The organism is Aureliella helgolandensis (assembly GCF_007752135.1).
GTDB classification, from domain to species: domain Bacteria; phylum Planctomycetota; class Planctomycetia; order Pirellulales; family Pirellulaceae; genus Aureliella; species Aureliella helgolandensis.
In genome coordinates this window covers 1,638,507-1,652,476 of record NZ_CP036298.1, presented here as the reverse complement: position 1 = coordinate 1,652,476, position 13,970 = coordinate 1,638,507, and the positions used below count along the sequence as shown (strand labels likewise).

Below are 13,970 nucleotides of genomic sequence, written 5' to 3'. Positions count from 1 at the left end.
CGAGATTGAACATGCTACTCCGTATTCGAACTTTTCTACTTCTGCTGCTTGTACTGACCTTCTCAGGCGACACTCTGGTGGAGGCTCAGGACTACCTTGGCGTCTTGGGCGAAATGCTCAAACCCGAATCGGCTGAGAAGCTTGAGCTGACAGAAGCACAGCAAGAGCAACTGCAGCAATTGCGACGGAGTCGCATGAGCGCTGCGATTGGGTTGGGGCAAGCTTTGAGAGAGGCTCCACTAGCTCAGCAGGATACGCTGCGTGCTGATTTTGGTGCCGAATCGGAGAAGCTAGCCTTTGAGCTGCTCAATCCAGAGCAGCAAGCCAAGCTAGCAAAGTATCGCATCGAATGGCGGGGCATGCTGTCGCTCGATGCTCCCGAGGTGGCACAGGCACTCAATTTAGACGAGCTCCAAAAGGAGGTTATCGGTGACTGGACGGAAAGGGTTAAGGCGGCGCGGCGCACCCCGGCGGCCGATCGTGTGCGCGATGAGGCGCAGCGTGCCATTCGTCAAGAACTGTCCGATTCTCAGTGGGCCGAATGGCAGGTCATGGCTGGGCAAGTGGCTCGCAATGAAGTCGGAGAGCCCACGCCGCCCGAGCGGGCCGCTGAGGTTCAAGCTTCCGCTGTCGCTGCCAACTCTCCTAGCGATGCGATGGGAGAGACGCGAGTACTGGACAATTCCGAATTGCCCGTCGACGAAATCCGTTTGCAGATGAATTTCCGCGGTGTCCCTTGGAGCGACGTTATCGCATGGCTCGCTGAACAGGGGGACTTCTCCGTACAGAACGACACGATCCCGCCTGGTTCCTTCAGCTTCCGGGATCGCTCGCGAGACTATAGTGTGACCGAAGCAATGGACATCATGAATGCGGCTCTGCTGAACACCGGACACACTCTAATGCGTCAAGGTAGAATGCTGCGATGCGTTGATTTCGAGCAGGATCAAGACAAGGCCGGCGAGTTCATCTCGGAAATCGCCGACTATGTCGACCGTGATGAACTGCAACGACGCGGGCATTTCGAACCAGTCAAGTTCATGTTCACCCTGGAGCGACTCAATCCGGAAGATGTCAAAGCGGATGTTGAACAATTGATCAGTTTGCAAGGCAAAGTGGTCAGCCTACCAACCTCAGGGCAATTGATCGTAACCGACATGGCAGGCAACGTTCGCGCCATCGCCGCGTTGATTGAACGTGCCGAGGATCCCACTTCCTCGCGCGGCTCAGCGGTTCAGAGTTGGGACTTGAAACACATCAATGCCGAAGAAATCCTATCGGTAGCTCGACCACTGCTGGGGCTCGAAGAAGGCATTAACGTTAGTGACGAAATCAGCATCTCGATCAACACCTTCGGCACAACGATTTACTCCAAGGGCGAACCGGCGAAGATTCAGATCCTGAAGGATTTGGTAACGCGGATGGACCTGATGCCCGACGCCGACGAGTCGATTAGTGGTACCACCGAAGTCCCCGTGCTGCAGCGGCATCAAGTGGTCGGAATCGAATTGCAGACCGCTTACGAAATTGTATCGCAAATGCTGGCAGGCTCCCCCGACGTGCGACTCGCACAGAACGCGGTGTCCAATCAGCTAATCCTGCAAGCCCGTCCTTCCGAACATGATTTGGTGGGCAAAACCCTGCAGGAACTAGCGGGCGAGAGCTCAGACTTCCAAGTGATTCAATTGGACCGACTCGACACTCAAATGGCAATTGCCGCTATTAAGAAGTTCTTTGGGTTGACCGACACCGCCGATGCTGCCAGCGGCGCACCGGTGATTGACGGCGACCTGCTGCAACGCCAAGTTTGGGTCAAGGGCTCATCCACCCAGGTTGCACAGATCAAGGAACTCCTGAAGACGCTTGAGTCGAATGCCGCCACGAGCGATTTGTTTGGTGACACCATCAAGACCTACCCAGGCTTGAGCGGTCGCAACGCACAGCAAACCCTCGAACAACTGGAATTGCTTTGGAAGACTCGCAAGGGAGACGTGAATCCCATACGTGTCGTTGCTCCTCCAGCAGCCGACGGCCGTGGCCCACTGCTACCGCAGCGTTCCTTTGCTCCGACGTCAACTCCAGGAGCCACCACTCCGCAAGCGCGCCGCGCTACGGAGCGAGATGAGGATTCCGCGCCAGATTCGCAGTCCGCGGCGTCCGCTAGCTCGGCTTCCGCTCATAATTCGCAATCCATCCCTGCCGGACGACTCACCTTCGTTCAGCAAACGGCAGAGGCGACTGCCGAAGCAACAGCTTCCGATGACGCCGTGGCAGATGCTACCGCCGCTACCGCCGCTACCGCCAAGCCAGCTCGGCCTGGCAAGGGAAGCCCCATTACGATCATGGAAGGGCCCGGCGGTTTAATCGTGGCCTCAGAAGACAAAGAGGCATTGGCGGAGTTCGACAAGCTACTGCAATTACTGGCAGATCAAGCTGCGATGAGCACTGGAGAGCCAACGGTCATCTACCTTTCCAACATCAAAGCCGCTTCCGCCAAAGAGCTACTAGAAACAATCTTGAGTGGAACCGCGTCAACCTCCGGTGGAGGCGGCGGACTGCTCGGCGATATGGCCGGGGCAATGATGGGCGGCGGCATGTTCGGTGCCCTGCTGGGAGGCGGGGGCGACGACTTGCTCGGTTCCAGCTCGAGTGGGATTGCCAGTGGAGACTATTCCATTACCGCCGATCCAAGACTCAACTGCCTGATCGTCAAAGCAAGTCCCGGGGACATGATGATGATCGAACAATTGCTGACAGTGATCGATCAAGTGGAGAGCCCCTTTTCGATCGAAACGCGGGGCCAAGTTGCCATGATTCCGGTCGTCACCCAGGATGTCACCCAAGTATTGAACATGATCAAGGGATTGTACGGTGACCGCATCGAGGGTGTCGGAGGTGGCAGTTCGCGTGGCGGAGGTGGCGGTGGACAACCCGATCCGGCGGCCATCATTGAGGCCCTGCGGGGTGGTGGTCGAGGCGGTCGCGGCGGTGGAGGCGGAGGAGGCGGAGGAAGCTCCTCTTCGCTGGCCGAAGCCAAAATCTCCTTGAGCGCCGATACGAAGACCAATATGCTACTGGTCATCGCCCAACCGGCCCAAATCCAAGAGCTGAGGAATTTGGTCGCGTTGCTCGATGAGGCGGGTGCCGCTGAAGAGGAAGGGCTGGGGTACGCCACACTCGATGGCGTGATCAGCGGAACCGTGTTCCAATCCAGTATCGCACGCATCATGGGACCAAGCGTTCAAGCAAACGTAACCGCTGCTGGCAGTACGACTACCGCCTCCACTCCAGAGGCGACCTCCGGGGGGGGCGGATCGAGCGATGATGCCGCCACGCAAGCGCGCAGAGCCGCTTTCTTTGAAGCCATGCGTTCACGCGGTGGATTTGGCGGCGGCGGCGGCGGTGGCGGCGACCGCGGCGGACGCGGCGGCGGCGGTGGTGGCGGTGGAGACCGCGGCGGACGGGGCGGTGGAGGCGGTGGAGGCCGCTAACCCCACGACGCTACCGAGCGGTGGACACATGGACGCTGGCTATGTCGCGAGCGCCCTGGCGCTAACAGGCCCGCTGAAATAGCGACCCACCGCCTGGGCGACCCTGCATGGCTGACGCTACGAGGCGATTAGGAGCACGGCTTCCGACTTCCTGGCGAAGAACGCGTTGAAATCGACAGCTGGCTGCAGGCGGCAACCCGACGAGGGGGCTCGACCTAGGGTCCGGCAACCTGCCGGACGACCGGTCCCCAGGCATTGTTTGAGGACCAGCCCAAAGCACCGAAATAAGTTTTAGGCGCATTTTCAAGGTAGTTGTGTCATAATGTAGGGCCCGCCTAGCCCACCAACGGTAACGCCCCCCCTTTCCTTGGGCCTGATGAATCTGCATTCAATTAGGCAACCTAGAAGCAATGGGCAAAACGGGGATCGCCACGAGTTACTTTCCCCCTCCCTCCGCCTACTCAGAAACAGTCTCGAAAAGGTTCTTGTGCAATGGTAATGCTCGAAGCTGGTGAAATCCTCTTTAAACGCGGCCTGCTGGACAGCGAGCAACTCGGGCAGTTGCGTGCACAAGCGGTCGGAGCTGGGGAATTGATCAATTCGGCAATTACGCAAGGCATGTGCGAGGAAGAGCCAGCCCTGCGCGCCTTGGGTGAAGAGTTGGGAATGGATTTCGTCGACCTTCGCAACGCCGAAGTCGACCTGGAACTGCTCAAAACCTTCCCTCAGAAGCTGATCTACCGACACGCGTTATTCCCCCTGAGCCGCAACGACGACTCACTCACGCTGGCTACCGCTGATCCGCTTGACGTCTATGCAATTGACGAAGCCAGCGCTGCAACCGGCCTGACCATCGTGCCAGTCGTCGCCGAGCGGGCGGAAATCGCGCGACTGATGAAGAAGCACTTGGGGGTCGGTTCGGAGACGGTCGAAGGGCTAATGGCAGCTCGCGAAGAGGATGGCGAGATCCAGTTGTTGGAAGATCTCGAAACCGACGGCAGCGAACTGAGCGAAATGGCTCAGGAAGCCTCGGTGGTCCGACTGGTGAACGAAATCCTGGTTGAAGCGGTCGATTCGCGTTCTAGTGACGTGCACATTGAATCGCAAGCTTCGGGGATCAAGGTTCGCTACCGGATTGACGGCATCCTAGGAGACCAACCCGTTCCGCCCGAGATCAATCGCTTTCAAGCGGCAATTATCAGCCGTTTGAAGATCATGGCCAAATTGAATATCGCGGAGAAACGCCTTCCTCAGGACGGGCGTATTAAGCTCAAAGTCCACGGCCGCGAGATCGACATTCGCTTGTCCGTCATTCCCATGATTCACGGCGAAAGCTTGGTCATGCGTATTCTCGACAAGGGGGCCATGAAGTTTGACTTGCAGGGCTTGGGAATGGACCCCTACACCCACCGATTATTCAGCCAGCTAATTCGCTTGCCGCACGGAATCGTGCTGGTAACCGGTCCGACCGGGTCTGGAAAAACCACCACGCTGTACAGCTCACTGCTGGAAATCCGCAGCCCTGAGAATAAGATTATTACAACCGAGGATCCTGTCGAATATCAGCTGGATGGGATCAATCAGATTCAGGTGCACAGCAAGATTGGCCTCACGTTTGCGGCATCGCTGCGGAGCATCTTGCGGCATGACCCCGATGTGGTGCTGGTGGGAGAAATTCGAGATCAAGAAACTGCGGAGAACGCCATTCAAGCTTCGCTGACCGGTCACTTGGTTTTCAGTACCCTTCACACCAACGATGCGGCGGGTGCCTTCACTCGGATTGTCGATATGGGGATTGAGCCATTTTTGGTTTCGAGTACCGTGGAAGGCATCATGGCACAGCGACTTTTACGACGCCTATGCCCTGCCTGCAAAGTAGCGTATACCCCTTCCCAAGAAGACCTCCCCGATGACTTCCCCTGGGACAAACTGGCTGGTCAGCCGATGTACCACCATGCCGGTTGTCGAACCTGCCGCAATGTCGGCTATACCGGCCGAATGGGGATTTATGAATTGCTGGTCACCAACGAAGATATCAAAGCATTAGCGCACGAGCGAGTGAGCACTTGGGACATCAAGCAAGCCGCTTTGAAGGCTGGCATGAGAACCTTGCGAATGGATGCCTGGGACAAAGCCATCGAGGGTCGCACCAGCGTTGAAGAGGTCTTGCGAGTCACCAAGGGAGACCGATTGAGCTAACGCCTCGAGGCACAGCCCCTAGAATGCACCGCGCTGCCAGAGCCCGCCTAGCGAGGCTTTGCGCGGGAGGCTCGGCCAGCAAGCCCTCCCAAGCCCAACAGACACGGCCCGCAACACGGCGGCTACCCAGGCAGAGCCTGGAGTCCCGATAACACCATCCATTACCCTACTGAAATCCTTTCACCCGACTACGCTCCATGCCTGACTATGCCTACGTGGCTCGCGACATGCGCGGGCAGCGCAAAACAGGAGTCCTCACCGCCAACAGCCAACGCGATGTGTTGAGCATGTTGGATGGCATGTCGTTAATGCCGGTCGAGATCACGCCAGCCAAGGGATCCGGTGACGCGCGTTCCAAGCGGGTGAGCGGGCAAGTGATGGCCAATGCGTACAATCAGCTTGCCTCCCTGCTCCGCAGCGGTGTTCCGTTGATGCGGGCCCTCACGGTCATGAGCAGTCAGGCGAGTAAGCCGGCTCTCAAAGCGGTCTTGGTGGAAATCAAGTCCAAGGTCGAGGAGGGAGAACCGCTCCCAGTCGCCATGGCGCGTTTTCCTCGCGTGTTCAATGACATGGCAGTCAACATGGTGCGGGCTGGCACTGAAGGCGGCTTCCTCGAAGATGCCTTGGAACGAGTCGCCGCCTTTACCGAACAACAGGAAGACATGAAGGGGCGGGCCGCAGGCGCCTTGGCCTATCCCGTCTTTTTGGGATGCGTGGGAACGGCGGTGGTCACGGTCTTGATTATCTTTTTCGTCCCCAAGTTTGAGCCCCTTTTCGCAACCTTGCGCGAGAAGGGACAACTCCCCGCCGCAACCGACATGCTCCTGGCCTTTAGTGCGTTCCTGCAAAACTATTGGTGGTTGCTGATTGCCACCATCTGCATCGGCTTGTTTAGCGCCGTTAGCTTTTTGCGGACGGACAAGGGAAAGTATTGGTTGGATTGGGCGAAGATCAAGTTTCCGCTGTTTGGCTCGATCTTCCTGAGCTTGGCTGTCGCCCGCTTTTGCCGCGTCCTGGGCACCTTGTTGAACAACGGTGTCCCCATCTTGCGTTCGTTGGAAATTAGTCGGGCCGCAGCCGGAAATCGCATCCTGTCAGCCTCGATTAAAAAGGCCAGCGAGAATATCACCGCAGGAGAAAAACTAGCGACTCCCCTAGCTGCCTCAGGGCATTTTCCCAATCAAGTGGTGGAAATGATCTCGGTGGCGGAGGAATCCAATTCGCTCGATCGAGTTATGATACAAATATCCGACAGCCTGGAACGAACAACCTTCCGCAGGATGGACATGCTCGTCCGCTTGTTGGAGCCGATGATGTTGCTCCTCATGGCTGGCGTCGTGTTTTTTATTGTTTTGGCACTCATGGTGCCGCTACTTAACAGCTCCGGCGCGGTTTAAAGAGTTGCCTGCGAAGAGTTCATCGCAATCGCAACCCCGCTTGGGCACTGAAAGATTGAATTTTGTTATGGAGAGAATCATGCCACGCAAACTAAGTCACTCGTCAGCTCGACGCTCTGGCCGTCGCAGTGCCTTTACGTTGCTCGAAGTCATGCTGGTGTTGGTGATCATCGCTGCCATCGCAGGCATTGCAGTGGTCAATATCGGTGGTTTTCAAACTCGAGCGTTAACCAAGGCGGCCAAGGCGCAGATGGACAATTACGAAGTCCTGCTCGATTCCTACAAACTGGAAGCCTTCTCGTACCCACAGAGTCTCGATGCCCTGTATGAAAAACCATCCGACTTGGCAGATGAGAGCAAGTGGTTCCAACAATCCAAGGAACCGATCAAACCAGATCCTTGGGGTCATGAGTACGAATACACCTCCGACGGTGCCACCTATGAGTTGAAATCAATGGGCCCCGACGGACAAAGCGGTACCGAAGATGACATCGAAAGTTAGGCCTCCAGGACCATGATCGCATCGACTCCAACCCGTGCTTCGCAGCGTACCCAACGTTCAGGGTTCACGCTGCTTGAGTTGATGCTTGTGCTAGCGATTATCGCCGCGATCGGGGCCATAGTGACTCCCTCCCTGGGAGCCATGTGGGAACGCAGCAAACTGCGGGGTGCCACCGATGCACTCCGCTTGCGGTGGGACCAAGCTCGCTTGGAAGCCATGCGGACCGGCCAAAACCAAGTCTTCGAGTGCGAGCCGGGAACTGGGAACTTCAGTGTCAAACCACTTGTTCTCCAAGCCGACACGACCACCGCGGGTACGGGCGCTACGCTACTCAGTGGCGGAGCATTGGTCGAAACGCAAGACAACGGTTTTATGACGAGTGCCGACACGGAAGAATTCCAAGGTGAAACACTCGAAGAAACGATTACCTTCGTTCAATGCCTGGTCGTCGGTGACATGCGTGCCTATTCGATAACGCAGGAGTCGCTCTCCGGCGGCAGTGGCGTGAACGACCTTAACACGAGCAACATCGGACAGAGGGTAATCTTCTATGCTGATGGCAGCACCAGCACCGCCGAAGTGCAGATCAAGAACAGTCGCGGCGATGTGAAGGCGGTCCAAATGCGAGGTTTGACCGGCCACACTCGATCCATCGAGGTCTCCAACGTCGCTTCTGGAGATGAAGCGCAGTGACCCCTGCCGAAGATTCAACGATTCCATAGAAATTCGATACGGGCCTACGCGATGCGCAACGTCTCAACCTCTTTCCAGCGACGCTCGGCTACGAGCGATTCTACCGCTCCACGCAGCGGCTTGTCGCTCTTGGAAGTCGTACTGGCATTGACCATCTTGGCGATTGCATCGGCCTATATTTCCCAGGGAATGCGGATCGCCACACAGAACGCCCTCAAGGCACAAAGAATCACTCAAGCCGAAATGGTCGCTGAGAGTGTCATGAACCAAGTGATCGCGGGCGTCATTCCAGCGCAGCCAGTGACTTGGACCGATTACCTTTCCCCAAGCGGCATGTCACTCGCCGCGCAACAGGGGTGGATGTACCAAATCCTCAGCGTTCCCAGTGAAGTCACGGGAATGGTGGGAATTCAAGTTGCCGTACAGTATGCCGATCCGAATAGCGGAGGTTTTAACGAGTCCTCCTATGACCTGTCCGTCAATCGCTGGATGATCGATCCCACCCTAGGACTCGACACTCCTCCCGAAGAAGAACTCGAGGAGGAGATGAGCAGCTCTTCTTCGAGCAGCTCGAGCAGTGCAGCCAGCTCGAGCAACGCAGCCAGTGCGGGCAGTTCTGCGACGAGCGGCACTTCCTCCGCAGCTGGTGCCGCCACAGCCGGTGGGCGGGGAGGTAACTAAGATGCCCAATAACGATTCCCCCAGAATACGACGAGGTGGTTTTACGCTGGTCGAACTGATGCTCGCCCTCTCGTTAGTGGTCGTTGCCACGGCACTCATTGGCAGCTTGATGCAAATGTATGCTCGCAATTTCGCCAGTCGCGGGGCCGATATTCGCCGCCAGCAACTGGCGCGGAGCATCCTCACCATGATGGCGGATGATATCCGCAGCGTGGTGATGGAACAGGAGTACGACACCTCAGTCCTGGAGCAGCTCGTCGGTGCCTCAGGTGGCGGAAGTGCCACGACAACCGGTGCTGAAACTTCCGAGCTCGATAGCGGTACTGCAGGCCTCGACTCCTCAAGCACGACCACTGTCACCAGCGTCACGAGCGACTCAGACACCCTCGGCGCAACGATTTCAACGGCCATGCCACCAGGCATCTATGGAGACCAATATTCATTGATGATTGATGTGAGCCGTATTCCGCGCCCCGACGAATACACTCCCCAACAGGCTTCGATTACCGATAGCATTATCGCTGACGTGCCGGGAGACATGAAGACGGTAACCTACTACGTCCAGGAGGCGACAGCCCAGGGTGTCGACGATGCCATGGCCAACTTCTCCCGAGATGTTACATCCGCGAGTGCCGCCAGCCTCAGCCAAGGATTTTCATCGGGTCTTGTCCGACGGCAACTCGATCGCGGAGTGATCGCCTATGCCGAGGAAATGGGAGATACCCAGAGTTTGTATCGCACGGGCGACCTCGTTGCGCCTGAAGTGTTGATGCTTGAATTCGCCTACTACGACGGCACTCAATGGCTGACCGAATGGGACTCCTCCACCCAATCGCTCCCTTGGTTGATTCAAATCACACTAGCCATGCAATCGGAATCGGGGAGTCAGACTGCCGTTCTACCCGCTGGGACTTCGGTCAGTACGCTGACACAGACTGATCGCGAGACTTATGGAATCAACATTTACGAGTTGGTGGTGGCCATTCCTGGAGCACAACTGAAACCAGCCGATACCGCCTCTCTGGACGCGGCCTCGGGGATGAGTTCGATGGGGCTATGATCATGAATACCAATGCCAAGGCAACTTTGACAACGCGCTCCAGCCAACGAACAACGGTTCACCTTGGGCAGCCACCAGCGGGTGATTTTGGTAGGGCGATACCGGCATCGGGAACACACCGACAGCCCAGTCGAGCCGCACCGCTGAGAGGCCGAAGCTGGCGCCCGAGACGCGCTCCCCGACGACCGGCCTTCATCCTCCTGTTGGTACTCATCGTCGTGGTAATGGCCTCCTTGGCCGCCTTGAATTTCTCTCGGTCCATGCTGAACTCGCACGAATCGGCTCAATTGTCGAGTTCGCGATTGCAAGCTCGAATGTGCGCCGAATCGGGTGCGCAGGCCGTCCGGCTATTTCTCTCCTACACCAAGAATGAGCGGCTTGAGCAGGGGGGGACCTGGGAGAACGATTTGTTCTACGCACGCAATGTCATTCCCGATACGGCGGCCGCCCGCCGCGGCAACTACACCATCATTTCGCCAGCCTTGGACGAAATGGGCAACTACACCGGAATTCGCTACGGCCTGCAGAATGAGTCGGCCAAGCTCAACCTCAACACGCTTGTGCAGCTGGATTCATTAGCGGCCAGTGGTGATTTGGCGGCCAGCGCCACCAGCGAACTCGCGGGGGGCGATACCGCAGGACTGGATGGTTTGGCGAGTGAAGCGGGCGCCGAAGACCTGCTGTCCGGCTTAGCCAGCGAAGCAACCGCCACGACCGCATCGAGCTTCGCCACCAACATGCTCTTGGCTCTACCGGGTATGACCGAAGATATTGCCGATGCCATCCTGGATTGGATCGACGAGGACGATCTACCGCGCCCCTACGGTGCGGAATTCGACGACTACTACTCGCAGGTTCAAACACCCTACAAACCCGCCAATGGACCGATCGAATCCATCGAACAATTGCTCTTGGTACGTGGGGTCACTGCGGAATTGCTGTTTGGCTACGACGCGGATCGGAACGGCTTCTTGGACCAGGCTGAGACGACGCGGATGAACAATGGCATGATGGCCGGAGCGATGCCCGGGCAGGCCGCCACTATGAACATGGATCCCAATGCAACGCCTCCACCGCCGCTGGGCTGGGCGCAATACCTAACGCTGCACAGCATGGAAAAGAACGTCGATGCGTACGGTTTGCCACGCATCAACATCAATGGTGACGATCTCGAAACACTCTACGCAGAGTTGGTGGAAGTCCTGGGAAATGAGGAGTGGGCCAGTTTTATCGTCGCCTATCGCTTTGGTGGTAAGCCGGGAGGCAATGGCAGCAGCCCTTTGGTGACACTGGCTAGCATGGCCGCCGCCGACAGCTCTGCCGAAGATGGAGCATTGGGCAGCCAGCTCGGATCCCTTCAAGCAGCGGGTGAACAGCTCAACGCTGCGGACCAAGGGCAGGCGCAGCCTTGGTCGATGGCTGCCTTCGATGCCATCGATCTGACCCAGGCCGGGAGTGTCACCTTCAACCAAGTCTTGGATGTCATCGATGGCACGATCACGCTCCCACAGGGCAACAATGAGGTGACCTACACATCCCCGTTTGCATCTGGCCCAATTGAACTAGCTTTTTCAACTCCGCTATTGATGGAAAATCTCACGACCGTGGATGCGACGGCGATTCCCGGTCGGATCGATATTATGAATTGCCCGCATGAAATTTTGCGTGGAATACCGGGGCTCAGCGATGAAATTGTCGACGAGATTCTGATTGCCCGCACCGACGGTTCCGACAGTGAGACGCGAAACTACGAAACTTGGCTGGTAGTTGAGGGGTTAATCACTATGGACGAAATGCGTGCCTTGCTGCCACTCATCACCTGTGGGGGAGATGTCTTCAAAGCCCAGATCGTGGGATATTTGGAGGGGAGTGCAAGTTTTTCCAGAATAGAGGCGATTGTCAGCGGGGCAGGGGACATCCCTGAAATCCTGTTTTTCCGTCGCATGGACCATTTGGGACGCGGCTTCGACATTCCCACCCTCGGTCAGCGACTCGACGCAACTTTACCTGGTGGTTCCATGATGCAGTAGCTCATTTTCCCCTCACAGCAATTACAATAGGATTCCAGGTAGTCCTTCACGAGCAACTACAACAGCTAGAGAGATTCTTGAACTGTGTCAAAGCAAATTATCATTGACTGGCAACGCGACGGTTTGATCGTAGCCACCGGTTCACAGCGCTCCGGCAAAATCGTGTTGGACAAGGTGAACTGCCAGCCTATCGTAGACCACGACGAACAGCAGGGTGACTCGGATCCTGAATCAGAGTTGCCTCAGAACACCAATGCCGAAATGGCATTGCATCGCGCCGTCGCCGAACTGGGTGGTATCAAGGGTGAGGCCATTGTCATCGCCTCCCGCGAAATCGTAGAATTGCGTACCGTCACGGTGCCGCGCGTCGAGGCTAGCGAGTTGCCCGACATCATTCGCTTTCAAGCGCAACGTCAGCTGTCCAACATGGGCGACAGCTGGGCGCTCGACTACATATTGCTCCCCGATGAACCTGGGCAAGAGATGTTGACGGTGCTGGCTGGAGTGATCTCTCCGGCCCATTTGGCAGAACTCGATTCCGTCTGTACCAGTGCGGGGCTGAGCTTGGAAAATGTGGCGCTGCGGCCGATTGAAACCGCCCGCTTCGCTTTGACCTCAGCTGGATTGCCCAGCAGCGGACGCGCAATGGTCGTTTCGGTGTCCGAAACCACCGCAGATTTCATGATTGTGCGAGACGGTCGCGTCGTGCAGGTGCGAGGTACCAAACTCCCGGCATCGTCCGAGCAATTTGCGTCGGCCATTAACGGTGAGATTCGCCGAAGTCTAATGGCCGCCTCAAGCCAATTGGGCAATGAACCACTAACCCAAGTCGTTCTCATTGCCGCACCAGAACTGGCCGCCACGATCGAAGAGATTGTGGCGGATGCTACGGGGGCGACCGTGGCAGTGGTCGATCCGGCGAGTGTCCTGCCCGTTGAAACAGAGAATCGGCACGCACTGGCACATCTCAGCGGCCCCCGCATCTCTGCCATGGCGGGGGCGGTCGTATTCTCCCAGGCCGACAAGCAAGCGACTTTCGATTTCAAGAATCCCAAGAAGCGTCCCCCCAAGGAAAAGAAGACCGTTACCTACGTGTTGGCCGCCAGCGCCGCTGCGTTGCTGTTGATCGGTGGCGTTTTCTGGTGGCGTTCTACGAATGCCGCACTCGATGAAGAAATTCAATTCACCCGAGCTAGGAACGCTGAACAAAAGGAGTCGGTTGCCAAGGCGGAATTGAAAGTCAAAGAGCTCAAGCAGATCGAAAACTTTCTCGCTTCGTCTCCCAATTGGCTCGATGAAGTCACCTACATCGCCAAACGCTTACCCCCCGCCAACAAAGTAAAAATCGCAAACCTCCAACTCAACTCGAGCCCTCCTCACATCCGCATCGGCACCGTGTACGCAGACCGCTCTGAAACGATTAGCGAACTGGAAGCGGCCTTGTTGGATGAAGACCATATCGTCCATGGCACTTCAAAAATGCAGATTTCCACTCCTGTCGACGGCTATACCTGGCAAGTCACCGAAACGATTTCACTGGTCAACCGTGGTTGGACACTCGATGAAGCCATGACGGAGCTTGGGGCGGCGAACGATACACCGCCAGCGGAGGCTCTGCCAGAAACGCCCACAGAGGCGGCAGAGGCAACTGGGCAGGAAGAAGCCAGCGATGCAGTGATCGATGAATCCGAAGTTGCACCGCCGGGACCAGCCAGCCAAGCCGCCGGAGCGGACGGTGACAGTAACTCGCAGACACCCACTCCGGCCAAGGAAGCTTCTCCCACCGAGGAAAGCGAAAGCAAGGCGAGCCCCCCAACGCCTGCGGCTCCAGTTAGCGATCCCCAGAAACAAGCCGCATTGAAACCAATTAAAAAACCTGCGGCCTAAATCGCCAACGTGAATCGATGGTGCAGCGAA

General features: G+C 57.1%; 9 protein-coding genes. All 9 read left to right on the top strand.

The features are described 5' to 3' along the window. Window positions 1-11 precede the first annotated feature (11 nt). Complete coding sequence (locus Q31a_RS31065; protein ID WP_145075402.1) at window positions 12-3,491, top strand: secretin N-terminal domain-containing protein; 3,480 nt, start codon at window positions 12-14, stop codon at window positions 3,489-3,491. Window positions 3,492-3,989: 498 nt separating this feature from the next. After that, window positions 3,990-5,690, top strand: a complete 1,701-nt coding sequence (locus tag Q31a_RS05890) for a GspE/PulE family protein (protein WP_145086903.1) — start codon at window positions 3,990-3,992, stop codon at window positions 5,688-5,690. 197 nt (window positions 5,691-5,887) lie between these two features. Continuing rightward, a complete protein-coding gene (locus tag Q31a_RS05885) occupies window positions 5,888-7,087 on the top strand; it encodes a type II secretion system F family protein (RefSeq protein ID WP_145075400.1) in 1,200 nt (399 codons plus the stop codon). A gap of 79 nt (window positions 7,088-7,166) precedes the next feature. Continuing rightward, on the top strand, window positions 7,167-7,589 hold the full coding sequence (locus Q31a_RS05880; RefSeq protein ID WP_197356851.1) for a type II secretion system protein GspG: 423 nt from the start codon (window positions 7,167-7,169) through the stop codon (window positions 7,587-7,589). A 12-nt stretch (window positions 7,590-7,601) separates the two neighbouring features. Further along, entirely contained in the window at window positions 7,602-8,282 is a 681-nt protein-coding gene (locus Q31a_RS05875; protein WP_145075394.1) for a pilus assembly FimT family protein, read from the top strand. 51 nt (window positions 8,283-8,333) lie between these two features. Then, on the top strand, window positions 8,334-8,963 hold the full coding sequence (locus tag Q31a_RS05870; RefSeq protein ID WP_145075391.1) for a type IV pilus modification PilV family protein: 630 nt from the start codon (window positions 8,334-8,336) through the stop codon (window positions 8,961-8,963). A gap of 1 nt (window position 8,964) precedes the next feature. After that, window positions 8,965-10,023: a type II secretion system protein gene (locus Q31a_RS05865; protein ID WP_145075388.1), complete on the top strand. Its 1,059-nt coding sequence runs from the start codon at window positions 8,965-8,967 to the stop codon at window positions 10,021-10,023. A gap of 2 nt (window positions 10,024-10,025) precedes the next feature. Then, window positions 10,026-12,053, top strand: a complete 2,028-nt coding sequence (locus Q31a_RS05860; RefSeq protein ID WP_197356269.1) for a type II secretion system protein GspK — start codon at window positions 10,026-10,028, stop codon at window positions 12,051-12,053. A gap of 84 nt (window positions 12,054-12,137) precedes the next feature. After that, window positions 12,138-13,940, top strand: a complete 1,803-nt coding sequence (locus tag Q31a_RS05855; RefSeq protein ID WP_145075382.1) for a type IV pilus biogenesis protein PilM — start codon at window positions 12,138-12,140, stop codon at window positions 13,938-13,940. Window positions 13,941-13,970 lie beyond the last annotated feature (30 nt).